Raw genomic sequence first — 25,740 nt, 5'->3', positions numbered from 1 at the left:
GATCGCAGCCCAGGCCTTGTCCGTCAGCTCACCACGTCCGACCACACCCCATCATCTGCACACGATCATGGGAAAGATCCGCAGGACACGCCCTAGGCCGACCCGGGGAACATTTCCTCCAGTCGGTCCAGCGTCGCCCGGATGCCCTTGAGGTTCTTGGCCGGGAACTTGGCCAGTTCGATGGCGAAGGTGGACTTGGCGGTCGACCAGTCGAAGGTCTCGGTGACCCTGGTGGTGCCGTCGCCGAGGTCTTCGAGCTGCCAGCGCCAGCGGTGGCCCATGAAGTGGCGCCAGGCGATGCGGCTGCCCTCCTCGTACTCCACCACCGTGTTCTGGATCTTGTACGGCAGGCCCATCTTCATGTCCATGCCGAACTTCGACCCCAGCGCCAGCCGCTGCGCCCCGGGGCGGGCGCCGGTGACCGTGCCGGAACCGTCGATCACCGGGTGCTGGGCGGGGTCGGCGAGGAGGGCGAAGATCACCTCGGGGGTTGTCGCGATGACCCGGGTGTCGGAGACCTGCTTGGCTGCCATGACCGGAGCCTAACCGCGATCCGGGTCCGGCCGGGATCGAGACCCGGTGGCTCGACGCGCACCGTCGACCGGGTGATCGCTCTTGCTGCTCGGGGCCGCCGGGCTGCCCGCACGTCGACTGCGGGGGGTTCTCGCAGTGCCTGTACCACCAGGGTCTCCCAGACGTCCACAACGCCCGTCAACCTGGTCGAGCCGGCTCCCAGCCGCACCGAGGAGGAAAAGAGACCGATGGCGGACAACCGATTCACCACCCACGCGGAACTCTTCGACCTGAGCGGGAAGCGCGCCCTTGTCACCGGCGGCACCCGGGGCATCGGGATGATGGTGGCGCGCGGCCTGCTCCAGGCGGGTGCCCGCGTCGTCGTCAGCTCACGCAAGGCGGACGCGTGCGCGCGGGCGCAGCGCCTGCTGTCCGAGTTCGGCGACGTCCGCGCGATCCCCGCCGACCTGTCCAGGCACGACGAGTGCCTGCGCCTCGCCGATCTGGTCGGGGCCGACTCGGAACGCCTGGACATCCTCGTCAACAACGCGGGAGCGATGTGGCGCGAGCCGCTGGCGACGTTCCCGGACGAGGCCTGGGACGCGGTGCTCGACCTCAACCTCAAGTCGCCGTTCTGGCTGGTGCGGGCGCTGCTCCCGGCACTGCGCAGGGCGGGCACCGCCGATGATCCCGCGCGGGTCGTCAACGTCGGCAGCATCGCCGCCATCCACGTCGCCGATTCGCCCAACTACTCCTACGCCAGCAGCAAAGCGGCACTGCACCAACTCACCAGGGTGCTCGCCAGGGAGCTGGGCCCGCAGCACGTCACGGTGAACGCGGTGGCTCCAGGGGTGTTCCCCTCGCAGATGATGGCGGCCACGATCGATGCCGTCGGCGACACGATCGCGGCGAAGGCCCCGCTGCGCAGGCTCGGCCGCGACGACGACATGGCGGGTGTCGCCGTGTTCCTCGCCAGCCGGGCCGGGGCCTACCTCACGGGCAGCATCGTCCCGGTGGACGGCGGCATCGCCACGACCGCGTCGGGCACCTAGCGGGCGTCGGGGTACCCGCAGTGCCTCCCTCGGACCGCGGGGCGGGCTTACGGTGAGGGGGTGGCCACGACGGATCTGCGCATCGACATCCGGGAGTTCCTCAGCTCGCGTCGCGCCCGCATCGCACCCGAGCGGGCGGGCCTGCCCGCCTACGGCGGCAATCGCCGGGTCAAGGGTCTGCGCCGCGAGGAGGTGGCGCTGCTGGCGGGGGTGTCGGTCGACTACTACGTGCGCATGGAGCGCGGCAGCCTCGCCGGTGCCTCCGACGGCGTGCTCGACGCGCTGGCCTCCGCTTTGCAGCTCGACGAGGCCGAGCGCGACCACCTGTTCCACCTCGCGCGGCAGTCCAGGGCGCCCGGCGGTCCACGCCGACGGCGACCCGCCGTGACGGTGCGTCCGGCGCTCCGACGGGTGCTCGACGCCATCACCGATGCCCCGGCGTGGATCTGCAACGGCCGTTATGACGTCCTGGCCACGAACCACCTCGCCCGCGCGCTGTATTCACCCGTGCTGGCCGACACGCGACGGCCCGCGAACACCGCGCGGTTCGTGTACCTGGACCCGGGAGCGGCGAGGACGTTCTTCGTCGACTACGACCGGATCGCCTGCGATGTGGCCGCGAAGCTGCGCATGGAGGCCGGCCGCGACCCGCACGACGAGGAGCTGATCGCCCTGGTGGGTGAGTTGTCGACGCGCAGTGAGCTGTTCCGGCAGCGGTGGGCGTCCCAGGACGTTCGGCTCCACCGGTCCGGGCGCAAGCGCGTGCACCACCCGGTGGTGGGCAGGCTCGACCTGGACGTCGAGTCGATGGAGCTGTCCGCCGAACCCGGCCTGCTCCTGAACGTCTACACCGCACCCGTGGACACGCCGACCGCTGACAACCTGGCGCTCCTGGCGTCGTGGGCAGCCACCCGACAGGCACCGGCGACCGAGCTCGAAGCGCACGACGGGTAGTCCACCCCCGGCCCGGCGGCGCCGGGCAGCGAGAGCGATCACCCGGTCGAGCCGCTAGCTGGCCAGCAGGAACACGAACCCGATGATCAGGATCGGGGCCAGCGCCCACCAGGTGGAGGTGACCGCCACGACCGCGACCACCCCGACGACGCCCACGCCCAGGAAGGCCAGCACGATCTTGCGGGTCCGCTCCGGGGCCGCGCGTTCCAGCAGCGGGTTGTGCTCGGGCTCGACCACGGCCACCTCGGCCCGCGCGGGGTTGTCGAAGACCGGATGCGGGGCGGGCAGGTCGTCGAAGAGGTCCAGCAGGTCGGCGCGGGTCCGGGCGCCCGCGGCGGCCCCGCAGCGGGTCGAGTACTCGCCGACCTCCAGGCGCCCCTCGGCGAGGTGCACGCCCAACGCCTCCACCGCCCGCTCGCGGTCCGTGGTGCCGACCCGGAGTCGAGCCTCACGCCCTGTCCCCATGGTGCTCACTCTACGCAGGACACCCGGGTTGTGGTGAGTACCTATCCTGCGGTGGTGAGCACCTACGACGTGGCCCGCGTGCGGTCCCGGTTCCCCGCCCTGGCCGGTGGCACGGCCCACTTCGACGGACCGGGTGGGTCGCAGGTCCCGCTGGAGGTGGCCGACGCGGTGCACGCGGCCATGGTCGCCGGGCTGACCAACCGGGGTTCGGTGACCATGGCCGAGCTGCGCGTGGAGGCCGTTGTGAGCGCCGCCCGCCGGGCGATGGCCGACCTGCTCGCGGTGGACCCGGTGGGGGTCGTGTTCGGCCGCAGCATGACCCAGCTCACCTACGACCTGTCCCGCGTGCTGGCGAAGTCCTGGGGGCCGGGGGACGAGGTGGTGGTGACCCGGCTCGACCACGATTCCAACATCCGCCCGTGGGTGCAGGCGGCGGGCGCGGTCGGCGCGACCGTGCGCTGGGTCGACTTCGACCCGGCGACCGGCGAACTGCCCACCTCCGCCGTGGAGGCGGTGCTCTCCCCGCGCACCCGGCTGGTGGCGGTGACGGCGGCGTCGAACCTGCTGGGCACCCGACCCGACGTCCCCGCGATCGCCGAGGCCGTGCACGCGGTCGGGGCGCTGCTGTTCGTCGACGGGGTGCACCACACGCCGCACGCCCTGGTGGACGTCGGCGCGCTGGGCGCGGACTTCCACGCGTGCTCGCCGTACAAGTTCCTCGGCCCGCACCTGGGGGTGCTGGCCGCCGCGCCCGCGCTGCTGGAGGCGCTGCGGCCGGACAAGCTGCTGCCGTCGTCGGACGCGGTGCCGGAGCGGTTCGAGCTGGGCACGCTGCCGTACGAGGCGCTGGCGGGCACCACCGCCGCGGTGGACTTCCTGGCCGGTCTGGTGCCGGGCGCGGGGACCCGGCGGGAGCGGCTGGCGGTGTCGATGGCGGCTGTGGACGCGCACGAGACCGCCCTGCGCGACCGCCTGGAGGCCGGTCTGCGCGCCCTGCCCGGGATCACGCTGCACGGCACCGCCGCGCGGCGCACGCCCACGGTCCTGTTCAGCGTCGCGGGAAAGGCGCCGCGCGAAGTGAGCGAGCTGCTGGCCGCGGCCGGGGTGAACGCGCCCTCGGGCAACTTCTACGCGCTGGAGTGCGCGCGGCACCTCGGGCTCGGGGACGCGGGCGCCGTCCGCGCGGGCATCGCCCCGTACACCGACGAGTCCGATGTGGACCGACTGCTGGCCGCCCTGGCGTGAGCACCCAGGCCCGCCCCGGGCGGGCCTGGGTGTGACCCGCTCCCGGTCAGCCGGTGGTCAGCGAGAGCCCGTAGGCGCTCAGGATCTCGTTGACGGGTTGGAAGTACGTGGTGCCCCCGGAGGTGCAGTCACCGGAACCGCCCGAGGTGACGCCCTGGGCCTGCCTGCCGCTGACCCACGAGCCGCCCGAGTCGCCCGGCTCGGCGCAGGCGTTGGTCCGGGTGAGGCCGCTGACGGTGCCCTCGGGGTAGTTCACCGTCTGGTTGGTGGCCTGGATGGTGCCGCAGTGCCAGCCGGTGGTCGAACCCGAGCGGCACACGCTCTCGCCAACGCCCGCCACCGACGAGCCGGTCACGGTGACGTTGCCGTTGCCGTACCCGTTCACCGTCGGGGACCCGCTCCAGGAGGAGTTCGTGCGCACCCAGGAGTAGTCGCTGCCCGGGAACGACGAGCCCTGGAAGGTGCCCATCGCCGAGTCGTCGTCGCCGGTGACGCTGTCGCCGGAGGAGCCGCAGTGCCCCGCCGAGACGAAGCCGCCGGACACCGAGAAGCCGACCGAGCAGCGCCCGGCGCCGTTGATGTAGTAGGCGTTCCCGCCGGTCACCGGGCCGCCGAGGGTGCGCGGCGCCGCGGTGGTCTCCTCGACCCGCACCGGGCCCGCGGCCTTGGCGCCGTCGACGAACGAGGTGACCTCGGCGCCCGACGCGCCCTTGATCACCGTGAGGACCACGGAGTTCGTGGTGGGGTCGACGAACCAGCCGGTGACGGCCTTCGGCGCCCCGGTGGCGGTGGCCTTCTCGTCGATCGCGGCCTTGGTGGCGTCCAGGGCCCGCGCGGTGTGCGCCACGACGGTGCTCCGGGCGCCGGTCGACTCGACCGCGCCCGCCAGGGCGGGGTCGGTCAGCGCCACCACGAGCGAACCCCGGTCGAACCAGGAACCGCCGAACGCGGCACCGGCGGCGGTCCGCGCGGCCGGGAGCAGGCCGCGGGCGGCGCTCTCCCGGGTGAGCCGCTGCTCGACCTGATCGGTGCTGAGGCCGAGGTCGCGTTGCAACGCCGGGACCAGTGCGCCAGGGGCGGCGCTCGCGGGTTGTCCGGCGGTGACCACGGCGGTGGCCGCCAACCCGACGAGACCCGCGACGCCGGCGAGACTTCTGCGCATGGGGACTTCCTCCTTGCTCGCAGGGCCCGGGGCAGGCCCCGGGAAGCCGAATGGCGGTCCCCCGTTCAGCGGAACCCTCGCTGGGAGTAACCATCCGTTGGGGGGAACGCTAGATCGCGCTTGACCAGGTGGGGCACCCTACGAAAGTCGGTTCAGAAATTTTCCCACCGGATGATCAGCAAACGAGTAGGCGAATCCACTGACTGTCCATCGCTCGAACAGGCTCTTCAATTGACCTGTTCGGGTGAAGACCGCTAGTCGCGATGCCACTCCCGGTGATGAGCGTGTGGAGGTCGGGGGATGGGCATGGACGTCGTCGGGGGGTGGCCGCCGCCGGGCTGGATCATCACCTTCCACACCTGGGACCTGCACCGCGGCCGGGCCCGGTTCATCGGCATCGGCATGGTCGCGGGCCCGCCCCGGCGCGGACTGGGCCTGCCGCTGCGCCCGCTGGGCCCGGATGACGGGCCTGTCCCCGAGTGGGTGTCGCGGTCGGACATCATGGACGCGGTGCCGCCGCCGGAGTGACCGCGGCGGCCGGAGCGAAGCGGAGGTGGGGCGGGTGCCCCTGCACCCCCAGGTCCAGACCGTGTTGGCCGCCGCGCCGCCGCGCGAGGCCGTCACCGGCGAGTCCCTGCCCAGGCTGCGCGCGCTGCTGCGGGCGCAGGCGGGCGCGGTGTCCGGCCCGGGCACCGAGGTGGCCACCGTGACCGACGTGGACGCCGGGGGTGTGCCGGTGCGGCTGTACCTGCCCGGCGAGTCCGGTGAGTCCGGCGCCCCGGTCGTGGTCTACCTGCACGGCGGCGGCTGGGTCAACGGCGACCTCGACACCTACGACGCCGTGTGCCGCTACCTGGCCGCGCTGTCCGGTGCCGCCGTGGCCGCCGTCGGCTACCGGCTGGCCCCCGAGCACCCGTACCCGGCCGCGTTCGAGGACATCGACAACGCCGTGCTGTGGCTGCGCGGCAAGGGCGCCGCCGAGCACGGCCTCGACCCGCACCGCGTCGCCGTGGTCGGCGACTCCGCGGGCGGGCACCTCGCCGCCGTCACCGCCCGCCGCTGGCGCGACGTCGGAGCGGGCTTCACCAGCCAGGTCCTGGTCTACCCGGTGATCGACCCCACCGCCGACCGGTCCGCCGCCGCCGTCCCCGGCCTGCCCGAGGAGCTGCGCGCGGTGCAGGTCGCCGACGGCCGCTTCTGCTGGGACAGCTTCGCCCCCGAGGGCTTCGACCGCACCCACCCCGACCTGTCCCCGCTGGCCGCCGACCTGGCGGGCCTGCCGCCCGCGCTGGTCATCACCGCCGAGTACGACCTGCTGCGCCCGGAGGGCGAGGCGTACGCGCACGCCCTGGCCGAGGCGGGCGTGCCCACGGTGTCGGTTTGCTACCAGGGCCAGGCGCACGACTTCTTCCGCGGTCTGGTCCTGTTCGACGCCGCCCGCGCCGCCATCGCCCAGGTCGCGGCCACCCTCCGGGCGGAGCTGGCATGAGCGCCACCCTGGTGGCCAAGGGCCTCGCCGCGGGCCACGGCGACCGCGTGCTGTTCACCGGCCTTGACCTCGTCGTCGCCCCCGGCGACGTGATCGGCCTGGTGGGGGTCAACGGCGCGGGCAAGTCGACGCTGCTGCGCACCCTCGCCCGCCTGCTGCCCGCCGAGGGGGGCGAGGTCCGGCTGAGCCCGCAGGACGCCACCGTCGGCTACCTCCCGCAGGAACCCGACCGCCGCCCCGGCGAGACCGTGGCCGCGTTCCTGGCCCGCCGCACCGGCGTCGCCGAGGCCCAGCGGGTCATGGACGCCGCCGCCGAGGCCCTGGGCGCGGGCACCCCCGGCGCCGACGACGAGTACGCGGTGGCCCTGGAGCGCTGGCTGGCCCTCGGCGGCGCGGACCTGGATGACAGAGCCGAGGACGCCGCCACCGAGGTCGGCCTCGGCGTGCGCCTCGACCAGCAGATGGTCGCCCTCTCCGGCGGCCAGGCGGCCCGCGCGGGCATGCTGTCGCTGCTGCTGAGCCGCTACGACGTGTTCCTCCTCGACGAGCCCACCAACGACCTCGACCTCGACGGCCTGGCCCGCCTGGAGGCGTTCGTGTCCGGCCTGCGCGCGGGCGCGGTGGTCGTCAGCCACGACCGCGAATTCCTCGCCCGCACCGTCACCGGGGTCCTGGAGCTGGACCTCGCCCAACAGCAGATCCGCGAGTTCGGCGGCGGCTACCAGGCCTACCTCGACGAGCGCGAGGTGGCCCGCAGGCACGCCCGCGAGCGGTACGAGGAGTACGCGGGCACGGTGGCCAACCTGGAGGCGCGCGCCCGCACCCAGCGCAACTGGATGGAGAAGGGCGTCCGCAACGCCCGGCGCAAGGCCCCCGACAACGACAAGATCGGCAAGCGCCTGCGCGCGGAGTCCAGCGAGAAGCAGGCCGCCAAGGCCCGCCAGACCGACCGCATGATCGAACGCCTGGAGGTGGTCGAGGAGCCGCGCAAGGAGTGGGAGCTGCGGATGGAGATCGCCGCCGCCCCCCGCACCGGCGCGGTCGTCGCCGCCCTCTGCGAAGCCGTCGTCCGCCGGGGCACGTTCACCCTGGGCCCGGTCAGCCTGGAGATCGGCTGGGCGGACCGGGTCGCCATCACCGGCGCCAATGGAGCGGGCAAGTCCACCCTCCTCGCCGCCCTGCTCGGCCGCGCGGAGTTGGCGGAGGGCGAGTCCCACCAGGGCCCCGGCGTCAAGGTCGGCGAGGTTGACCAGGCCAGGGCCCTCTTCCTCGGCGAAGAACCCCTCCTCGACGCCTTCGGCCGTCACGTCCCCGACTGGGAAACCGCCGACCTGCGCACCCTCCTGGCCAAGTTCGGCCTCCGCGCCGACCACGTCCTGCGCCCCGCCGCCACCCTCTCCCCGGGCGAACGCACCAGGGCGGCACTGGCCCTGCTGCAATCACGCGGGGTCAACCTGCTGGTCCTCGACGAACCCACCAACCACCTGGACCTCCCCGCCATCGAACAACTGGAGAGCGCCCTGTCCACCTACCCCGGCACCCTCCTGCTGGTGACCCACGACCGCCGGATGCTCGACGCGGTCTCGGTCAACCGCAGGGTGGAGGTCGCGGGAGGAACCGTCCGCGAACGGGACTGACCCCACAGCCCGGCGGCACCACCGGAATGAGGGATCGCCACCGAGCAGTGGGATCTCCCACCTCGGGGGCCGCGCCGTTAGACCGTACGGGCGTTCACCGGGCGTGGGGCGGACATCGTGGACGGGACTGTCCACGAAAGCGACCGGCTCGGCTTCCCCGCTCGTCACCCGGAAGAAAAGGAATCCTCGACACCGCAGGGGAACCTGCGCGAGCATCCGATCGGGACAGTGCGGGATCGCGCCGGGGTGAGGGATCGGGCACGCACGGTGGCCGGCGGGAAAGCGACCCTACCCGAAAGTAGGAACTCCGCGTCGTTTTACCGCTAGCGGTGCATTGGTGGCGACCATCATCCTCTACCGGGTGCATGAGGATTTTGATCGCTGCGTGCGTGCCGTTCGTTCCAAGGACGCGCGTTTCGACGGCTGGTTCTACACCGCGGTGCGGACGACCCGGATCTACTGCCGGCCCAGCTGCCCCAGTATGCCGCCCAAGGCGGAGAACATGACGTTCTTCCCCAGTGCCGCCGCGGCGCAGAGCGCGGGTTTCCGCGCCTGCAAGCGGTGTCGGCCGGACGCCAGCCCCGGTTCGCCGGAGTGGAACGAGCGCGCCGACCTCGCGGCCCGGGCCATGCGGTTGATCGCGGACGGGGTGGTGGACCGGGCGGGGGTGCCGGGGTTGGCCGCGCGGCTTGGCTACAGCGTGCGCCAGGTGGAGCGGCAGTTGCTGGCCGAGTTCGGCGCCGGTCCGCTGGCGCTGGCCCGCGCCCAGCGCGCGCAGACGGCCCGGCTGCTGATCGAGACGACCGCGCTGCCGATGAGCGAGGTGGCCGCCGCGGCCGGGTTCGGCAGCATCCGCACCTTCAACGACACCGTGCGCGAGGTGTTCGCGCTGCCGCCCACCGAGCTGCGGCTGCGGGCGGGCAGGCAGGTCGCCAGCCCGGGGGTGATCTCGCTGCGGCTGCCGTTCCGCGAACCGCTGTGCCCGGACAACCTGTTCGGCCACCTCGCCGCCACCGCCGTGCCCGGGGTTGAGGAGTTCCGCGACGGCGCCTACCGGCGGACGCTGCGGCTGCCGCACGGCAGCGGGGTGGCCACCCTGCGCCCCACCGCCGACCACATCGCCTGCCAGTTGGCGCTGACCGACCTGCGCGACCTGTCCCGGGCGATCAGCCGGTGCCGCAGGCTGCTCGACCTCGACGCCGACCCGGTGGCCGTGGACGACCTGCTCGCCGCCGACCCGGTGCTGGCCCCGCACGTGCGCCGCGAACCCGGCAGGCGGGTGCCGCGCACCGTCGACGGTGCCGAGCTCGCCGTGCGCACGGTGGTCGGGCAGCAGATGTCCACCGCCGCCGCGCGCACGCACATCGCCCGGCTGGTTGCCGAGCACGGCGACCCAGTGGCCGACGCCGGTGGCGGGCTGACCCACCTGTTCCCGCTCCCGGCGACCCTGGCCGCCCTGGACCCGGACCGCTTCGGGCTGCCCCGCGGGCGCCGGGAGTCGCTGGTCGCGCTGGTCTCCGCACTGGCGGGCGGGGCGATCGACCTGGGGGTGGGCGCCGACCGGGAACGCGCCAGGGCCCGGCTGGCGGTGCTGCCCGGTTTCGGCCGGTGGACCGTGGAGACCATCGCCATGCGCGCCCTGGGCGACCCGGACGCGTTCCTCGCCTGCGACATCGGGGTCCGCGCCGCCGCCCGCACCCTCGGGCTGCCGTTCACCCCCGCCACCCTGGCCGCGCACGCTGCCGCCTGGCGGCCGTGGCGGGCCTACGCCGTGCAATACCTGTGGTCTGTCAACGAACTCCAGGTGAACAACCAGCCCGCCTGAGCTTTTCCCGGGACGGGTCCGACCGGCAGGACAGTCTGGTTCGGACAGTCATCCGATGGTCCCACCACAGGGGTGTTCCCGGTGCGGCACCCGATCAGAGCCTGCGGACGAGGTCTCCCTCCAGCACACCCCGGGTGTCGAGCACCGGCTGCCGGGTCAGCACGGCCAGGTCGAGGCAGCGGTGGTCCTGCAACAGCACGACCAGGTCGACCGGCGCGTCCAGCGCGGGTTCGACGGGCACCGGTTCGCCGTCCACGGCGAAGACCGGCGCGTGCGGGTCGTGGTAGGTCACCGAGGCGCCCAGCGCCCGCAGCGCCCGCACCACCCCGACGGCGGGCGAGTGGCGCAGGTCCGGCACGTCCGGTTTGTAGGTCACCCCCACCAGCAGCACGCGCGCCCCGGGCAGCGGCACCCCCGCCGCCGCCAGCATGTCCTTCGCCCGGCGGGCCACGTACCCCGGCATCCCCGCGTTGACCTCCTGCGCGGTGCTCACCATCGAGCACGGCAGCCCCTCGGCGCGCGCCCGCGCGGCCAGGTAGCGCGGGTCCACCGGGATGCAGTGCCCACCCACCCCCGGACCGGGCCGGAACGGCTCGAAGCCGAACGGCTTGGTCCCCGCGCAGCGCAGCACGTCCCACACGTCGATGCCCAACCGCTCGCAGAACACCGCGAGTTCGTTGACCAGCGCGATGTTGACCAGCCGGTAGCTGTTCTCCAGCAGCTTCGACGTCTCCGCCTCGCGCATCCCGGCGGCGGTCACCACGGTGTCCACCAGTTGCTCGTAGAAGGCCGCGCACCGCTTGGCGCACAACGGGGTCAGGCCGCTGACCACCTTCGGGGTGTTGCGCAGCCCGAACCGGCCGTTGCCCGGGTCGACCCGCTCGGGGGAGTAGGCCAGGTTGAAGTCGATCCCGGGCACCAGGCCGCGCGCCGCCAGCAGCGGTTGCAGGACCTCCTCGGTGGTGCCCGGGTAACTGGTGGACTCCAGCACCACCAGCGTGTCCGGGCGCAGGTGCTCACCCACCGAGCGGCCCGCGCCGATGACCGCGCGCAGGTCCGGCTCGCCGTCGACCAGACCGGTCGGCACGCAGATGACGACCGTGTCGGCGGCGGCGACGGCGGAGAACCCGGTGGTCGCGGTGAAGCGCTCCGGGGCCAGGACGGCCGGGTCGACGCCGGGCACCGGGCACCGCCCGACCCGCAACGCCTCCACCACCGCCGCGTCGGTGTCGACGCCCACGACGGTCAACCCCGCCGCGCAGGCGCGCGCCGCCAACGGCAGCCCCACGTACCCCAATCCGACGACCACCAGGTCCACGGCCACCTTCGGTGCTTCCCTCCGCTCGGTCTGGAACCGGTTGTCAGGCCTTGGAACCGTGCTGGGAGACGACCACCCGGTCCGGCGAGCCCCCGGCCGCGGGGGCGGCGGGCGGGCAGGCGGCGGCAGCGCTCGGCACGACTGCGCGGAGGTGCGGCATGGACTTCCTTCCCCGGCGGGAACAACTGGTGCGGCCATTCTCGTCTTCATTCTCCGAACACCGCAGTCGCTGACCCGGGTAGGACCCGTCACACCATTGATAGGTCTCCGGTCACCCTCCGCGCATGCAGGAATTGTTCCCTTTCCCGCATGTATCGTCGCAGCTCAGGGCATGTGCAACTGGATCGGAAGTGCACCCGAAAAGGGGGTGTGAGACGTGCGCCGAATGTCGGGAACGTTGCTAGTGTCGATTTCCGGGGCGCGGGTCGCCCCGGACTTTCCACTGACTGCGAAGGAGCACGGTCGTGACCGCAAGTGTCCAGGACAGCAGGTTGAAGCGTCGTTTCCAGCTCTGGGACGCCAACGGCGACGGGACCATCGACCGGACCGACTACGAGACCGAGGCGCGGCGCCTGCTGCAGAACTTCGGCGAGCAGGAGGGTTCGCCCAAGGGGCGGAGGCTGTTCACGGCGTACCTGTCCATGTGGGACAAGCTGGCCGAGATGACCGGGGTCGGCCCGTACGGCGCGGTCACCGAGGAGCAGTTCATGCAGGCCGCCGACTCCGAGGTGGTCCGCGGCGGTGACGCGGGCTTCGACCGGAGCCTGCGCCCGACCATCGAGGCCATCGTCGACCTGTGCGACACCGACGGCGACGGCGAGGTCAACCCGCAGGAGTTCCAGCGCTGGCTCAAGGCGGTGGGTGTCGACGCCAAGCAGGCCGACACCACCTTCGAGCGCATCGACAACGACGGCAGCGGCCGCCTCACGGTGGAGGAGTTGGTCACCGCGGTCCGCGACTACCACCAGGGCAAGAACGACATCCCGCTGCTCGGCCGCTGACCACGGCCCGAGAAAACTCCGAGCCGGGGTTCCCGGGGCCGTCGCACCACGGGTGACCGACCGGGTCGGGGTCGTCGCGGCGAGGCGCTCGGCTGGGACGTTCCAGCCGAGCGTTTTGCGCACCCGGGAACGATCGGTGTCCGTTGTGGACAGAGTGGGCGGTGGGCAGGGCGGTCAGCGGGTGAACCGGGAGCGGGCCTCGGCGAGCACGGCCCGGCCGAGGATGCCGGGGCGGCTCAGCGCCGAGGGGTGCGACCGCATGTTGACCACGTCGGTGAACTCCCGCGCCACCACGTCGTCGGTCCGCGCGGCCCGGCTGACCAGGCTGCTCACCGCGTGCAGGGCGCGCAGCCCGCGCGGCCGGTCCCCGGTCACGTGCGGCAGCCGGGTGTCCTCGATCGCCGCCACCTGCCACACCGCGTCCGCCAGCACCCGCAGCCGGGCGAAGAAGTCCGCGCTGTCGAGGTCCCCGCCCGCCCCCGCCCGCAGCCAGGCGTGCAGCGCGCCCGCGTGCAGCGCCGCCGACGGCACGCCCTGCCCGTAGACCGGGTTGCACGACACCACGGTGTCGCCCACCGCGACCAGCCCCGCCGGGAAGTCCTGGGCCAGGTGGAAGTCGCGCCGCAGGGCGTGCGGGAACCGGTGCACCGCGACGGGTCCGGCGGGCGCGCAACGGCGCACCAGCTCGGCGAAGGCGGGCGCGGGCTCGCCCAGGCACCGCCGCCGGAACTCCGCCGGGTCCGCGGTCGGCCGGTCGGCGCCGTACCCGGAGATCCCGCAGACCCACCGGTCGGGCGCCACCGGCGCCAGCACCCCGACCCCCGGCGGGGCCCAGTCCACCGACCGGATCGAGTGGACCATTCGCAGGTCGTCCAGGCGCTGGTCGGGGGAGCGGTGGAACAGCGCGGTGGCGTACCCGAGGTCGAGGTTCAGCCGCCGCTTCGGCGGCGGCCGGTGCCCGATCCCGCGCAGCCACTCGCCGATCCGGGTCCCCCGCCCGCTGGCGTCCACGACCAGGTCGACCCCGGTGATCTCGCGCCCACTGGCCAACCGCACCCCGTGCACCCGGCCCGCGTCCGCGATCAGCCCCACCACCCGCTCCCGGAACAGCCGGACCCCCGGCCGGGGCAGCACCTCCCGGCGCAGGTGCGATTCCAGCAGCCACCGCCGCACCGGCAGCGGCACCAGGCCCGGCGCGGGCGGCCGGGCCACGCCGTCGACCAGCATCCGGGCTTCCCCGGCGCCGCAGCGCACCGTGCCGTCGGCGGCCACCCGGTCGACGATCCCGGGGAACCACCCGTCCAGCAGCTCCTGGGCCATGGTGAGCAGCACGTGCAGTTGGTCGCCGTGGGCGATCCCGGTGCGCGGCCCGGCCCCGGCGGGCAACTCGTCCGCCTCGACCAGGTCGACCTCGTCGAACCACTCGTCGAGCACCCGCGCCGCCAGCAACCCGGCGACGCTCCCGCCCACCACCAGCGCCCGGCTCACGCGCACACCCCGGCGGACGGCGCGGTGCGGGTGGTGGGGCGTGGGTCGGGCATCGCGGTGGTCCTCTCCAGCTCTGCGGGCGCCGGACAGCTCACCGGTCCCCGGTTCACGCGCACACCCCCGAGGACGGCGCGGTGCGGGAGGAAGAGTCCCCGGTCGGTGCGGGGCGGTGCGGCTGGGGCATCGCGGTGGTCCTCTCCGGTTCTCCGGGGGCGGGGTCGGGCGCCGGGTGACCCCGGGTCACCCGAGCACCGTCGGCGGGGTCAGGTCGAGCGCGGCGGCGACCCGCTCCAGTTCCGCGTACAGCCCGTCGGCCAGGGGCACGCCCTCGGCCCGGGACCGGGCGCTGTGCACCGACTCGGGCAGGCCGGGGTAGGTCGCCCCGGCGTCGAGGACCGCGCCGAACACGCTGCCCGCGTCGGCGGCGAAACCGGTGCGCAGGGCGTCCGGGGCCAGGGCCAGTGCCAGGAAGCCGATGTCGTCGTCGGGGCCGGTGCCCGCGGGCGGTCCCAGCCCGGCGCCGGGCAGCAGCGCGGCCAGCACCTCCACCGCCAGGCCCAGGCCGAAGCCCTTGTACTCCGCCGGGCCGGGGGCGCCCAGCCAGGTCAGCCGGGCGGTGCCCGCGTCGAGCGCGGCCGGGTCGGTCACCGGGCCGTCCGCGTCCGCCAGCCAGCCGGGCGGCGCGGGCTCCCCGGCGCGGGCCGCCGCGCGGACCTTGCCGGTGGGGGCGGTGGTGGTGCTCATGTCCAGCAGGAACGGGGGGTGCTCACCGGCGGGGGCGGCCACCGCCAGCGGGTTCGTGCCCAGCAGCCGTGGTCCGCCGGTGGGCGCGGGGACGAGTTGCTGGTGGCCGCAGTTGGCCATGACCACGCCGATCATCCCCTGCCCGACCGCGCGCAGCGCGTGGTGCCCGGCGCAGCCGAAGTGCGTGCCGTTGCGCACCGACACCACCCCGACGCCGTAGTCGGCGGCGCGGATCGCGGCCAGTTCCACCGCCGCGCCCGCCAGCCACAGCCCCAGCCCGCGGTCGCCGTCGACCAGCACGGTGGCGCCCCGGTCGACCAGCCGCTCCGGTTTGGCGTCGGCCTTGGCCCGGCCGGACTCCAGCAGCGGCAGGTAGATCCGGGTCAGGTTGGCCACCCCGTGCGAGGCCATCCCGGTGAGGTCGCCGTGGCACAGCGCCTCCGCCGAGGCCCGCGCGTCCCCGGCGGGCAGGCCGTGCGCGGTGAACACGTCGGTGGTGAACGCCAGCAGCGCGTCGGCGTCGACCAGGGTCACGGCTCCGCCCGCCCGGAGGCCAGCGCCTGCAACGCGCTGCCCGCGCCCGCGTCGTCGTCGGCCAGCGTCAGCGCGCCCCGGTAGCCGTGCGCGGCGAGCAGCGCCAGCTCCTCCGCCAGCCGCGCCGACCCGGCGTCGGCGACCCGCACGTGCGCGGTCCGCTCGGCGACGAAGGCGGTCAGCGGGCCCGCGCCGGTGGTGTGCAGCAGGCGCAGCGCGGGGGTGCCCGCCTCGGTGAGCAGGTGCCCGAGCCGGGCCTCGGCGCCGTCCGGCCAGCCCCCGGTGCTCGGGTGCAGCAGCACCAGGTCGGCCTGCTCGGCGCGCAGGGCCAGTTCGCGGAGCCTGCGCAGCACCCGGTACTCCCAGTCGTCGGCGTGCAGGCCGGTGTTGGTGGGCGAGCCGACGCGGACCTGCCGGGTGCCCAGGGCCGGGCAGCGTTCGGCCAGCACGCGCAGTTCCTCCAGGTCGGTGCCGAAGTCGTCGGTGATGGTGCCCGCGCCGATGGTCGAGTCGACGCACACGGTGACCAGGTCGCGCCGCTCGACGACCGCGGCCAGCTCGATGAACTCCTCCTCCGGCAGCGCCGCCACCGGGAAGCCCAGGTCGACCCCGCGCCAGCCGGGCCCGGCCGGGGGCGGTTCGGGGGTGGTCGCCAGGCGGGCGAGCAGGGTCACCGGGCGGCCCCGACCGGGACGCGGCCAGCCGCCAGCCGCTTGGCCCCGGCGAGCAGGGTGACGACCGCGGCGCCGGTGGCGGGCTCGTCGAGCATCGGGTTGGTGCCCTCGAAGTGCTGGTGGGCCCTGGCGATGAACGCGGTGAGCGAGTCGTCGCGGAACACCGAGTGCGACTGGGTGCCCCTGGTGCGCACCACGAGCTGCGAGTACTCGTCCGCCGCGCTCACCGGGTAGTGCCCGACCAGGGTGCCGTGCTCCAGCTCGACGGTGATCCGCCGCTCGCGCACCGGGGCGGTCAGGTCCGTGCGGATCTCCGTGCGCACCCCGGAGTCGTGCCGCAGCCGCAGCCACGCCCCGCCCAGGCCGGAGAACACGGCGTCGCCGAGCAGCATGTCGGTCAGGCCCGCGGCGGTCACCGCTGCCGGTCCGGCCAGCCGCAGCGCGACGGCGAGCGAGTGCGGCACCTCCACGTCGAACGCGCTGGGGTGCTCGTCGCCGGAGACGGTCCGGCCGAAGCGCGGCTTGCTCTGGGTGAACACGATCGAGCGCGGGGCGCCCAGTTCGCCGCCGCGCAGCACGGCGCGGACGCGCCGGGTCAGCTCGCTGCACCGCCACTGCGCCACCGGGACCAGGTCCAGGTCGGCCGCGGCGCGCAGCCGCAGGATCGCCGCCAGCTCCACCTCGTCGACCGCCAGCGGCTTCTCCACCACGATCCGCCGGAAGCCCAGGTCGGCCAGCTCGGTCAGCGGGCGCAGCCGCGCGTTCGGCGGGGTGCACAGGTGCACGGCGGTGCGCTCCGGGTCGACCAGCGCCGCCGCGTGCGCCAGGTTGGTGGCGACCAGCAGGTCCGGGGCCACCGGGACGACGACACCGGGGTCCACCACGACGATCGGGGGCCTGCCCAGGGCGCGGCCGCTGCCGTGGCCGAGCCTGCGCAGCACCGGCAGGTGCAGGCCGCCGCCCGCCCGACCGAGTCCGACCACGAGCGTGCCCAGCATCGGTGCGTGCCTCCAGCGGGGGTGTCGGGTTGCGCTTGGAAGGCTTGTCCCACCGGGCAGGCGTGTCAACGCGGGCCACTCGATCGTGTGGGTGAAATTCATGGTCGCCCGAGCGGTGGGCCGGGTGGATGTCAAAACGAACGGCGTCACACCACACGTCCGAGTGCTCTTTTGTTTCCCTTGCCGCGCAACGGATCAGCCGGGCCTACCTTGGGGGCCGTGCTGGTGCCCAGTCCCGAGAGGACAGCGATGGAGCAGGCCGCCACGGTCTCCGGCTCCCCGACAGCCCAGGGCGCGCGAGTGCCCTTCTTCAGCCAGGCCGCGGGCTTCGCCGCCCTGTGGCCCAGGGTCGAGCCGCTGCTGACCGAGGTCCTCGAACGCGGCAAGTACTCGCACGGGCCGCTGGTCGGGGCGTTCGAGCAGGCGCTCGCGCGGTGGACCGGGGCCCGGCACGTCGTCGGCGTCAACTCCGGCACCGACGCGCTGGTGCTGCTGCTGCGCGCCGCCGGGCTCACCCCGGACGCGGAGGTGGTGGTGCCCGCGTTCAGCTTCGTGGCCTCGGCGTCCTCGGTGGTGCTCGCGGGCGGGCGGCCGGTGTTCGCCGACGTCGACCCGCTGACCTACGCGATGGACCCGGACGCCACCGCCGCCGCGGTCACCCGGCGCACCCGGGTGCTGATGCCCGCGCACCTGTTCTGCCAGACCGCCGACCTGGGCGCGCTGACCGAGGTGGCCGAGCGGTACGCGCTGACCCTGCTGGAGGACAGCGCCGAGGCCATCGGGATGCGCTGGGACGGCGTGCACGCCGGGCTGGTCGGCTCGGGCGGGGTGCTGTCCTTCTTCCCCACCAAGACCCTGGGGGCCCTCGGCGACGCGGGCGCGATCCTCACCGACGACGACCGGATCGCCGAGACCGCGGCGGCGCTGCGCCACCACGGCCGCTTCGGGCGCACCGTCGACGACTTCCCGGCGATCAACACCGAGAGCGCCGTCCCCGGCCTCAACAGCAAGATGGACGACTTCCAGGCCGCGATCCTGCTGGCCAAGCTGGGCACCCTGGAGGCCGACATCGCCCGGCGCGCGGAGCTGGCGCTGCGCTACACCGAGCGGCTCGCGGGCTGCCCCGGCGTGCGCAGGCTGCCCACCGTGGTCCGCCGCGACGTGCCGAGCAACCCGGTGTTCTACGTCTACCTCGTCGAGGTCGACCACCGCGACGCGCTGGTGCGCCACCTGGGCGCGCACGGCGTCGAGACCGAGGTCTACTACCCGACGCCGCTGCCGCTGCAACCCTGCTTCGCCGACTTCGGGCACCGCCGCGGCGAGTTCCCCCGCGCCGAGCACGCCTGCGCGCACGCGGTGGCGCTGCCGCTCTACCCCGACCTCCCCGACGACGACCTCGACCGGGTGTGCGACCTGGTCCGCGCCTTCTACGGCGGGGGTGGCGCGTGAAGCTGCCGTTCTTCCCCCCGGACCTGTTCGCCGACGAGCACGCCGAGCTGCTCGACACCGTGCGCCGCGTCGGCACCGACCCGGCGCAGCGGTTCATCCTCGGTGAGCGCACCGCCGCGTTCGAGGCCGCGCTGCGCGAGCACACCGGCGCCGCCGACGTGGTCGCCTGCTCCAGCGGCACCAGCGGCCTGATCCTGGTGCTGCGCGCGATGGACGTCGGCCCCGGCGACGAGGTGGTGGTGCCCGCGTTCGGGTGCGCGCCGCTGGCCGCCTCGGTGATCGCCGTCGGCGCCACCCCCGTCTTCGCCGACGTGCACCCGTGGACCATGACCGTCGAGCCGTACGAGGTCGAGCAGGCCGTCTCCGGGCGCACCGCGGCGCTGATGCCCGCGCACATGTTCTCGGTGATGGCCGACATGCCCGCGATGCGCGAGCTGGCCAACCGGCACGACGTGCGGCTCGTCGAGGACTCCGCGGTGGCCCAGGGCGGGGTGCTCGACGGCATCCCGGCGGGCCGCTGGGGAGAGGCGGGCGTGTTCTCGTTCGTGCAGGTCAAGACCTTCGGCACGGTCGGCGAGGGCGGTGTGGTCATCACCGACGACCCGGAGCTGGGCAGGCTGGCGCGGATGCTGCGCAACCACGGGCAGCCGCCGGGCCGCCGCTTCGAGCACCACCTGGTCGGCTACAACAGCCGCTTCGACGAGATCACCGCCGACGTGCAGTTGCGCAGGCTGCCCGGCCTGGCCGCCCGGCTGGCCCGCCGCGCCGACATCGCCGACTACTACACCGCCCGGTTCCAGGAGGTGGTCGAGCGCGGCGTGCAGCCCCCGCCGCCGGGCCGCGAGGGCCGCTGCCACTACGTGTACTCGCTGCTGGCCGAGCGCCGCGACGACCTGCGCGCGCACCTGGCCCGGCACGGCATCGGCAGCCACGTGTACTACCCGACCCCGCTGCCCGCGCAGCAGGCGTTCGCCCCGTACGCCAGGGCGGGCAGGCACTGGCCGCACGCCGAACTGGCCTGCGCCCGCACCCTGGCCCTGCCGATCTACCCGCACCTGACCGACGCCGAGGTCGAGGCCGTCGCCGACGCGGTCTGCTCCTTCCCCGGGGGTGCCCGGTGACCACCGCGCTGGACCGCGCCACCCTCGGCGCCTACGCCCGCCTGGCCAAGCTCGACGTCTGGGACTACTACCTGGCGCTGCCGCTGGCCTGGACGCTGGTCGGCGGGCGGGGCACCGGCACCCTGCTGCTCTTCGGCGTCGGCACCGTCCTGGTCGTCGCCGCCTCGGTGGCCCTCGACGACGTCACCGGGCACCGCGACGGCAGCGACGCGGCCAACTACGGCCCGGACGCCCCCGCCCGCAGGCTGGCCCGCAAACCGCTGCTGACCGGGGAGCTGACCGACGCCCAGGCGATCCGCTTCGCCTGCGGCTGCGCTCTCGCCGGTGGCGCGGTGTGGCTGCTGCTCGGCCTGTCTGCTCCACTGTGGACGCTGGTGCTGCTGCTGGTGTGCCTGCTGTCGTCGGTGCAGTACTCCTGGGGGCTGCGGATCAGCTACCGCGGCGGGCAGGAGGTGTTCCTGGCCGGGTTCGGCACCGGGCTCGTCCTGTGCGGGGTGGGCCTGGTGACCGGGGAGCTGACGCCGCTGGTGGTGGTCGAGGCGGTGCTGTTCGGCCTGGGACCGCTGCTGTTCGGCGTGTACTCCAACACCGCCGACGCCGCCGGGGACGCGGCCGTCGGGCGGCGCACGGTGGCCGTCCTCGCCAGTCCCGCCGGGAACCGGGCGTTCATCACCGGGCTCTCGCTCGCCGAGGTCGCGCTGGTCGTGTTCGCGGCCGGGCTCGGCGTGGGACCGTGGTGGTTCGCCCTGGCGCTGCTGCCCGCCGTGGCGGTGCGGGTGGCCCAACTGCGGCGCGGGGTGGGGCTGGGCGACGTGCTGCGCGCGCGGAAGCTGGGCCTGCTGGCGCACCGGGTGACCGTGGTGTCCCTGATCGCGGTCAACCTCCTGGGCGGTGCGGCATGAGCGCCGACCTGGACGTGGCGGTGGTGGGAGCGGGGATCGCCGGGCTGGCGGTCGCAGGCGCGCTCGCCGCCGCGGGCCGGTCGGTGCACGTCTTCGAGGCGGGCGACCACGTCGGCGGGCGGATGGCGAGCGTGCGGCGCGACGGGTACGTGGTCGACACGGGCGCGGAGATGCTCGGCACCGGCGGCTACCCGGCCACCTGGCGGCTGCTGCGCGAACTCGGCCTGACCACCGACGACGTCCCGGTGATCGGCCGCGACATCGCGGTGTGGCGCCGCGGGCGGGCGCGGGCGCACCTGGGTGAACTGCGCGGCAGCGGGCTGAGCCTGTTCGGCCGGGCCGCCATGCTGGCCGCCCTGGGCGGGCGCAGGCTCGACACCGACGCGCCCGAGACCACCCCCGGGCACCTCCTCGCCGACGTCGGCACCCGGGAGTTGCACGACTACCTCGTCCAGCCGCTCGCGGGCGGCTTCTTCGGCTGGGACACCCGGCTGGCCTGCGCCGGGCCGATGCTGGCGCACCTGCGCGCCGTCGGCGCCCCCAGCACCTACCGCACCTACCGCGACGGCATGGACACCCCGGCGCGCAGGCTCGCCGCGGGCCTCGACGTCAGCACCGGCGTGCCGGTCCGCGCGGTCACCACCACCCGCACCGGCGCTCGGCTGGTCACCGACGCCGCGACGCTGACCGCCCGGCAGATCGTCCTCGCCGTGCCCGCCCCGGTCGCCGCCGCGCTGCACCCGGCCGCCCCGGAGTACGTGCACGCCTGCGAGTTCCGGCCGATGGTGAAGGTCGGGTACCTGCTCGACCGGCCGCTGGGACCGCCGACCGACTCGTTCGCCCTGGCCGTGCCCGCCGTCGAGGACACCCGCGTCGCGGGCCTGTCCTTCGAGCACCGCAAGCACCCCGGCCGCGTCCCGCCCGGGCGCGGCCTGGTCAGCGTCGTGGCCACCCGGCCAGCCGACTGGCTCGACGCCGACGACCGGGAGGTCGCCGCGGCGCTGCTGGCCGGGGCGGAGCGGTACGTGCCCGGGATGACCGCCGCCACCCTGGGCTCGGTGGTGTCGCGGTTCCGGCACGGGCTGCCGATGCCCACCCCGACCGCGCTCGCGCTGCGGTCGGACTTCACCGCCCGCCCACCCTCCACGGTGGACTACGTGGGGGACTGGTACACCGCCCGGCCGTGCGCCGAGGGGGCGGTCCGGTCGGCCGAACTGGTCGCCGACCGGGTGCTCGACCGCAGGACCGCACCCGTGGGGAGCCCGACGTGACCGCGACGTACGTGTTCGACACCGGCTTCGCCGGGGAGGACGAGCGGCTGGTCCTCGGCGAGCAGCTCTGGGACCCGGGGACGCGGGTCCGGCTCGCCGCGCTCGGTGTGGGACCGGGCTGGCGATGCCTGGAGGTGGGCGCCGGGCGCGGGTCCGTCGCCGGGTGGATGGCCGCCCGCGGCGCCTCGGTCACCGCCGTCGACCTCGACACCGACCGCTGCCGGGTTCCCGGGGTCGCGGTGCACCGCGGCGACATCACCCGCGAGGACCCGCCCGGCGGCGACTACGACCTGGTGCACGCCCGGCTCGTGGTGCAGCACCTGGACCGGCGGCGGGTGGCGGTGCGGCGGATGGCCGACGCGCTCGCCCCCGGCGGCTGGCTGGTGCTGGAGGACACCGACACCGCGTCGCTGTTCAGCCACGCCGACGGCCCGTTCCACCCCGAGGTCAAGGCCGCCGCCTACGCGGTGATGGCCGAATCCGGGTACCACCCGCGCTGCGGCCTGCTCGACGTCGACCTGGCCGAGGACGCGGGCCTGACCGTGCACGCCGAGGGGCGCGCGGAGGTCGTGCGCGGCGGCACCCCCGCGGCCCGCTGGTACGCGCTGTGGCTGGAGCACCTGCGGCCCCGGCTGCTCGGCCGGGTCCCCGAGGCGGCCGTCGACGCCGCCGTGCGCGACTTCGCCGACCCCGCGCACACCTGGCTCTCGCAGGTGATGGTGACCGTCCTGGGCAGGAAGGAACTCCCGTGAAAGTGCGATCGCTGGGCACCCTGTTCGACGACGTGGTCGCCCGCGGCATCCGCACGGTCGTCCACCTGGACCGGCCGCTGGACCTGGCCCCGCTGCGCGGCACCCGGTTCGACCTGCCCGCCGTGGCCGCCCTCGTCCGCGAGACCGCGGGCGCGCTGCACGCCGCCGGGGTCGGACCGGGCGACTCGGTGGCGGTGGTCAAGGAGAACCACTGGGACTACGTGCTCATCGCCGCCGCGGCCGCCCGGCTGGGCGCGGTGCCCGCGCTGCTGTCGGACCACCTCACACCGGAGTCGTTGCAGATCCTGCTCAAGCGGCTGGAACCCACCGCGCTGGTGACCACCCGGGCGGTACTCGACGACGGCCACGAGCACGGCATCGACCTCACCAGCCTGGTCGGGTGCACGGTCTGCCTCGACGGCGAACAGCCCGGCGCGGTCAGCCTCGCCTCGCTGCGCGGCACCCCGCCCCCGCCGCCGGTCGAGCGCGCCCCCGACGCGCCGCTGGTGGTCAACCACACCTCCGGCACCACCGGGCTGCCGAAGCTGGTCGTGCACACCACCCGCACCCTGCTGCACGGCATCGCCGCCGCCGAGGCCACCCGGGTGCCGGTGGTGTCGACCCGCGCGTCGGACACGGCCTGCTCCGCCATCGCCTTCAGCCACGGCCGCGCGGTCCCGTGGACGGCCTCGGTGCTGTCGCTGGGCCCGCGCGAGCTGGTCGTGGTCTCCGACGCCGAGAACGCCGAACCGGTGCTGCGCGCGCACCCGCCGACCACGGTGGAGGCACTGCCGTCGACCTACGTCCGGTGGATGCCGATGACCGGCCCCGACGGCCCGTTCCGCGGGGTGCGGCTCTACGTCAGCACCTTCGACGCCATGCACCCGCCGACCGTCCGCGCCTACCTCGGCGCCACCGCTCGCCGCGGCCCGCTGTGGTTGCAGGTGTGGGGGCAGACCGAGACCGGCCCGCTGACCTTCCGGGTGCTCACCCGGCGCGCACTGGCCGCCGCCGAGCGCCGCCACCCCACCACCCGCGACCTCGGCCGCCCGGTGCCCGGCCGCACCCGGCTCAAGGTGGTCGACCCGCGCACGTTCGCCGAACTGCCTCCGGGCACCCCCGGCCTGGTACTGGTACGCACCCCGGTGGTCTGCGTCGGCTACGTCGGCGAACACGACCGCTGGCACGCCAAGTGGAACGACGGCTGGTGGAACACCGGCGACGTCGGCGTGCGCACCCCGCTGGGCGCCTTCCGGCTGCTGGACCGGGAGGTCGACCTGATCCCCGGGCACAGCGGGGTGGAACTGGAGGACGTCATCGAGGACCGGGTGCCCGGCGTCGTCGAGTGCGTGGTCCTCGGCACCCCCGGCACGACCCCGGTCCCGGTGCTGGTCACCCGGGACGGCACGCTGGACGTGTGGGCCTGGCGGGCCGCGCAGTACGACCTGCCCCCGCTGGCCGAACCGGTGGTCCTCACCTGGGAACAGGTCCCGCGCACCGGCACCGGCAAGGTGCGCCGGATGGAACTGCGCGAGGTCGTCCACCGCGGCCAGGACACCTACGGCACCGGCCTGTGGACGTAGCCCCGCGTCGTTCCTACGGGAGGAGTCGCTGGTCGAGTTCCCGGACGGCGGCGGTGTCCGCCCAGGGGCCCAGGGTGGCCCGGGTGGTGCGCAGGCGTTCGAGCAGCCGGACCGAGCCGTTCTGCGCCGTGGCCTCGGCCACGGTGCCCGTGATCGTCGCCGCGTCATCGATCTGCCGCAGCTTGATCTGCGCATCGGCCAGGTACAGCATCGTGTAGGCGTTGTCCCGCACGAGCGCCCCATCGCGGTGCGTGAGGGAATCACGCGCCTGCCGGGCGGCGTCAGCCGGTCGATCGAGATTGAGGAAGCAAGCACTCCTCGTGCTGGGCAGGTAGCTGTGGTCGAAGAAATAGGCAGGCGACTTCGACGACATTTCCGGGTCGGCTGTCGACAGCTTTCCCTCCACCTCCTCCAGTGTTGCCATGCACAGCGCTTCTTGGCCGTCCTTGGCGTAAGCGCGGGCCGTTTCGCTCGCCGCGTACGCTTGCAGTAGGGGGTCGTCGGCCCGTTCGGCGGCTTTGCGGGCGGCTTCGCCGAAATCCACCGCCTGGTGCAAGCGGTCCTGGTTCTTCGCGGTGTTGCTCATGCGGGCCAGGGTGAGGCTGCTGAGCGCCGGGTCGCGGGCTTCGTGGGCCAAGGCGCGCGAGCGCTCGAAGTGCTCCCACGCCTTGCCGTAGTCCGTGCTCTCGACGAGCAACCACCCGGCCAACCCGGCCAGTCCGCCGCAGGTCGACAGAAGTGCCTGCCGCAGTTGTGGTGGGCAACTGCCGATCAGTCCCTGTGCCAGGGACAGTTGGGCGAGCACCGTCGGGAGCACCGCCTGAGCCCCCAAGGTGTCGTCCTGCCGCCGGCACGTCTGGTACACCGTCTGGATGTGCCCGATGACCTGTTCATCGACCCGGCCGGGAGCGGCGATCGCTTTCACGACGCGTTCTTGCTCGTCCGGGTCGAGTTGGATCGCGGGTACGCCCGCGGTGGCGGTCATCCAGCCGAGCAGTCGGAGCAGGTCTCGACGGTTCATGGTGCCCATCAACTCCCACGCTAGGGTCCGAATGGGTTCGGGTTGCTCATCGCACCGCGCCATCCCGTCACGACACGGAAAGGAGCGGGCGCAGCTCGCAGGTGCGACGGGCGGCGGGTTCACGGGTTCGGGCGAGGGCAGGAGTGCGCTCAATTCCGGGATCGTCAGGCCGAGCACCTTGGCGATCTTTCCCCGCATCCACGGCTGCGGTTCGTGGACGCCCTTTTCCCAACGGCCCACCGTCTTGGAACTCACTCCCAACCGGTAGCCGAACTCATCCTGGAAGAAACCCAGTGCCCGCCTGGCGGCCCGGAGCCCGCTGTCGGAGCCGCCGCTTCCGCGCCCCACGCCACCTCCCGCGGCCCGGTCGTCCACCTGATGACCCGGTGGACGTGTAGCCGGGGATAGGTGTGGGCAGCCCGGATATTCAACCTGCCACCCATTTGGATTAAGCATTGCGACAACGGGCGTCACCGGTGCACTGCGCATTTCCGCACGTGGATCGCGTCGACGTCCGGTGAACGTCCGAAAATGCGTCCGGC

At 74.1% G+C, this 25,740-nt stretch carries 23 protein-coding genes; 14 read left to right on the top strand and 9 right to left on the bottom strand.

The window, feature by feature from the left end; translation table 11 throughout:
- Positions 1 to 92: 92 nt before the first annotated feature.
- Positions 93 to 533, bottom strand: a complete 441-nt coding sequence (locus tag DFQ13_RS32055) for an SRPBCC family protein (protein ID WP_035283127.1) — start codon at positions 531 to 533, stop codon at positions 93 to 95.
- Between the two features lie 228 nt (positions 534 to 761).
- Between DFQ13_RS32055 and DFQ13_RS32050 the strand changes: the two genes are divergently transcribed.
- A complete protein-coding gene (locus DFQ13_RS32050) occupies positions 762 to 1,565 on the top strand; it encodes an SDR family oxidoreductase (protein ID WP_110082513.1) in 804 nt (267 codons plus the stop codon).
- 60 nt (positions 1,566 to 1,625) lie between these two features.
- Complete coding sequence (locus DFQ13_RS32045) at positions 1,626 to 2,519, top strand: helix-turn-helix transcriptional regulator (RefSeq protein ID WP_110082512.1); 894 nt, start codon at positions 1,626 to 1,628, stop codon at positions 2,517 to 2,519.
- Positions 2,520 to 2,573: 54 nt separating this feature from the next.
- On the opposite strand, the gene DFQ13_RS32040 is transcribed toward DFQ13_RS32045, so the two are convergent.
- Positions 2,574 to 2,984 carry a DUF1707 SHOCT-like domain-containing protein gene (locus DFQ13_RS32040; protein WP_146241433.1) on the bottom strand — a complete coding sequence of 137 codons (411 nt, stop codon included), beginning with the start codon at positions 2,982 to 2,984 and terminating at the stop codon, positions 2,574 to 2,576.
- Between the two features lie 54 nt (positions 2,985 to 3,038).
- Between DFQ13_RS32040 and DFQ13_RS32035 the strand changes: the two genes are divergently transcribed.
- Positions 3,039 to 4,229: a cysteine desulfurase-like protein gene (locus DFQ13_RS32035; protein WP_110082519.1), complete on the top strand. Its 1,191-nt coding sequence runs from the start codon at positions 3,039 to 3,041 to the stop codon at positions 4,227 to 4,229.
- Positions 4,230 to 4,275: 46 nt separating this feature from the next.
- Here DFQ13_RS32035 and DFQ13_RS32030 read toward each other — a convergent pair whose 3' ends face one another.
- Positions 4,276 to 5,391, bottom strand: coding sequence for a S1 family peptidase (locus DFQ13_RS32030; protein WP_110082510.1), 1,116 nt, complete (start codon positions 5,389 to 5,391; stop codon positions 4,276 to 4,278).
- A gap of 306 nt (positions 5,392 to 5,697) precedes the next feature.
- Here DFQ13_RS32030 and DFQ13_RS32025 point away from each other — a divergent pair, with 306 nt between their 5' ends.
- From DFQ13_RS32025 to DFQ13_RS32010, 4 genes are all read left to right on the top strand, one after another.
- Positions 5,698 to 5,919, top strand: coding sequence for a hypothetical protein (locus tag DFQ13_RS32025; RefSeq protein WP_146241432.1), 222 nt, complete (start codon positions 5,698 to 5,700; stop codon positions 5,917 to 5,919).
- Between the two features lie 34 nt (positions 5,920 to 5,953).
- Positions 5,954 to 6,880: an alpha/beta hydrolase gene (locus DFQ13_RS32020; protein ID WP_035283137.1), complete on the top strand. Its 927-nt coding sequence runs from the start codon at positions 5,954 to 5,956 to the stop codon at positions 6,878 to 6,880.
- The gene (locus tag DFQ13_RS32015) at positions 6,877 to 8,517 is read left to right on the top strand and encodes an ABC-F family ATP-binding cassette domain-containing protein (protein WP_110082509.1); all 1,641 of its coding nucleotides are present in this window, start codon (positions 6,877 to 6,879) and stop codon (positions 8,515 to 8,517) included. The genes DFQ13_RS32020 and DFQ13_RS32015 overlap by 4 nt, the downstream gene beginning before the upstream one ends.
- Before the next feature lie 361 nt (positions 8,518 to 8,878).
- Entirely contained in the window at positions 8,879 to 10,342 is a 1,464-nt protein-coding gene (locus DFQ13_RS32010; protein WP_035283158.1) for an AlkA N-terminal domain-containing protein, read from the top strand.
- Positions 10,343 to 10,436: 94 nt separating this feature from the next.
- Here the strand turns inward: DFQ13_RS32010 and DFQ13_RS32005 are convergent, their stop codons facing one another.
- Positions 10,437 to 11,666, bottom strand: coding sequence for a nucleotide sugar dehydrogenase (locus DFQ13_RS32005; RefSeq protein ID WP_181400251.1), 1,230 nt, complete (start codon positions 11,664 to 11,666; stop codon positions 10,437 to 10,439).
- A 458-nt stretch (positions 11,667 to 12,124) separates the two neighbouring features.
- Here DFQ13_RS32005 and DFQ13_RS32000 point away from each other — a divergent pair, with 458 nt between their 5' ends.
- Positions 12,125 to 12,661: an EF-hand domain-containing protein gene (locus DFQ13_RS32000; protein WP_035283141.1), complete on the top strand. Its 537-nt coding sequence runs from the start codon at positions 12,125 to 12,127 to the stop codon at positions 12,659 to 12,661.
- Between the two features lie 174 nt (positions 12,662 to 12,835).
- Here the strand turns inward: DFQ13_RS32000 and DFQ13_RS31995 are convergent, their stop codons facing one another.
- The 4 genes from DFQ13_RS31995 to DFQ13_RS31980 form a co-directional block, all read right to left on the bottom strand.
- A complete protein-coding gene (locus DFQ13_RS31995) occupies positions 12,836 to 14,149 on the bottom strand; it encodes an FAD-dependent oxidoreductase (RefSeq protein ID WP_110082507.1) in 1,314 nt (437 codons plus the stop codon).
- Positions 14,150 to 14,389: 240 nt separating this feature from the next.
- The gene (locus DFQ13_RS31990; protein ID WP_110082506.1) at positions 14,390 to 15,427 is read right to left on the bottom strand and encodes an Ldh family oxidoreductase; all 1,038 of its coding nucleotides are present in this window, start codon (positions 15,425 to 15,427) and stop codon (positions 14,390 to 14,392) included.
- Positions 15,424 to 16,101 (bottom strand): sugar phosphate isomerase/epimerase, encoded by a 678-nt coding sequence (locus DFQ13_RS31985; RefSeq protein ID WP_110082505.1) that lies wholly within the window; start codon positions 16,099 to 16,101, stop codon positions 15,424 to 15,426. Before DFQ13_RS31985 ends, DFQ13_RS31990 begins: the two co-directional genes overlap by 4 nt.
- A complete protein-coding gene (locus tag DFQ13_RS31980) occupies positions 16,098 to 17,099 on the bottom strand; it encodes a Gfo/Idh/MocA family oxidoreductase (protein WP_035283144.1) in 1,002 nt (333 codons plus the stop codon). The genes DFQ13_RS31985 and DFQ13_RS31980 overlap by 4 nt, the downstream gene beginning before the upstream one ends.
- A gap of 219 nt (positions 17,100 to 17,318) precedes the next feature.
- On the opposite strand from DFQ13_RS31980, the gene DFQ13_RS34610 reads away from it, so the two are divergent.
- From DFQ13_RS34610 to DFQ13_RS31955, 6 genes are read left to right on the top strand one after another with little or no spacing between them, the layout of a single operon-like run.
- The gene (locus DFQ13_RS34610; RefSeq protein WP_407643243.1) at positions 17,319 to 18,548 is read left to right on the top strand and encodes a DegT/DnrJ/EryC1/StrS family aminotransferase; all 1,230 of its coding nucleotides are present in this window, start codon (positions 17,319 to 17,321) and stop codon (positions 18,546 to 18,548) included.
- A complete protein-coding gene (locus DFQ13_RS34605; protein WP_219994723.1) occupies positions 18,545 to 19,669 on the top strand; it encodes a DegT/DnrJ/EryC1/StrS family aminotransferase in 1,125 nt (374 codons plus the stop codon). Before DFQ13_RS34610 ends, DFQ13_RS34605 begins: the two co-directional genes overlap by 4 nt.
- The gene (locus DFQ13_RS31970) at positions 19,666 to 20,571 is read left to right on the top strand and encodes a UbiA family prenyltransferase (RefSeq protein ID WP_233438677.1); all 906 of its coding nucleotides are present in this window, start codon (positions 19,666 to 19,668) and stop codon (positions 20,569 to 20,571) included. The genes DFQ13_RS34605 and DFQ13_RS31970 overlap by 4 nt, the downstream gene beginning before the upstream one ends.
- Positions 20,568 to 21,842 carry a protoporphyrinogen/coproporphyrinogen oxidase gene (locus DFQ13_RS31965; protein WP_110082504.1) on the top strand — a complete coding sequence of 425 codons (1,275 nt, stop codon included), beginning with the start codon at positions 20,568 to 20,570 and terminating at the stop codon, positions 21,840 to 21,842. The genes DFQ13_RS31970 and DFQ13_RS31965 overlap by 4 nt, the downstream gene beginning before the upstream one ends.
- Positions 21,839 to 22,594 carry a class I SAM-dependent methyltransferase gene (locus DFQ13_RS31960; RefSeq protein ID WP_052021219.1) on the top strand — a complete coding sequence of 252 codons (756 nt, stop codon included), beginning with the start codon at positions 21,839 to 21,841 and terminating at the stop codon, positions 22,592 to 22,594. The genes DFQ13_RS31965 and DFQ13_RS31960 overlap by 4 nt, the downstream gene beginning before the upstream one ends.
- Positions 22,591 to 24,177 (top strand): AMP-binding protein, encoded by a 1,587-nt coding sequence (locus tag DFQ13_RS31955; protein WP_035283150.1) that lies wholly within the window; start codon positions 22,591 to 22,593, stop codon positions 24,175 to 24,177. The genes DFQ13_RS31960 and DFQ13_RS31955 overlap by 4 nt, the downstream gene beginning before the upstream one ends.
- A gap of 13 nt (positions 24,178 to 24,190) precedes the next feature.
- Here DFQ13_RS31955 and DFQ13_RS31950 read toward each other — a convergent pair whose 3' ends face one another.
- Positions 24,191 to 25,654 (bottom strand): helix-turn-helix transcriptional regulator, encoded by a 1,464-nt coding sequence (locus DFQ13_RS31950; RefSeq protein ID WP_267897676.1) that lies wholly within the window; start codon positions 25,652 to 25,654, stop codon positions 24,191 to 24,193.
- Between the last annotated feature and the right edge of the window lie 86 nt (positions 25,655 to 25,740).

The sequence above is a fragment of the Actinokineospora spheciospongiae genome, from assembly GCF_003182415.1.
Taxonomy (GTDB): domain Bacteria; phylum Actinomycetota; class Actinomycetes; order Mycobacteriales; family Pseudonocardiaceae; genus Actinokineospora; species Actinokineospora spheciospongiae.
This window is presented reverse-complemented; position numbering and strand designations above follow the sequence as displayed.

What these genes read in the sequence shown, in the direction of transcription:
- DFQ13_RS32015 (WP_110082509.1), top strand. Translation starts at nt 6,877, where the DNA reads ATGAGCGCCACCCTGGTGGCCAAGGGCCTCGCCGCGGGCCACGGCGAC.
- DFQ13_RS31950 (WP_267897676.1), bottom strand. Translation starts at nt 25,654, where the DNA reads ATGCTTAATCCAAATGGGTGGCAGGTTGAATATCCGGGCTGCCCACAC.
- DFQ13_RS32030 (WP_110082510.1), bottom strand. Translation starts at nt 5,391, where the DNA reads ATGCGCAGAAGTCTCGCCGGCGTCGCGGGTCTCGTCGGGTTGGCGGCC.
- DFQ13_RS32025 (WP_146241432.1), top strand. Translation starts at nt 5,698, where the DNA reads ATGGACGTCGTCGGGGGGTGGCCGCCGCCGGGCTGGATCATCACCTTC.
- DFQ13_RS31965 (WP_110082504.1), top strand. Translation starts at nt 20,568, where the DNA reads ATGAGCGCCGACCTGGACGTGGCGGTGGTGGGAGCGGGGATCGCCGGG.
- DFQ13_RS31980 (WP_035283144.1), bottom strand. Translation starts at nt 17,099, where the DNA reads ATGCTGGGCACGCTCGTGGTCGGACTCGGTCGGGCGGGCGGCGGCCTG.
- DFQ13_RS32040 (WP_146241433.1), bottom strand. Translation starts at nt 2,984, where the DNA reads ATGGGGACAGGGCGTGAGGCTCGACTCCGGGTCGGCACCACGGACCGC.
- DFQ13_RS32050 (WP_110082513.1), top strand. Translation starts at nt 762, where the DNA reads ATGGCGGACAACCGATTCACCACCCACGCGGAACTCTTCGACCTGAGC.
- DFQ13_RS32055 (WP_035283127.1), bottom strand. Translation starts at nt 533, where the DNA reads ATGGCAGCCAAGCAGGTCTCCGACACCCGGGTCATCGCGACAACCCCC.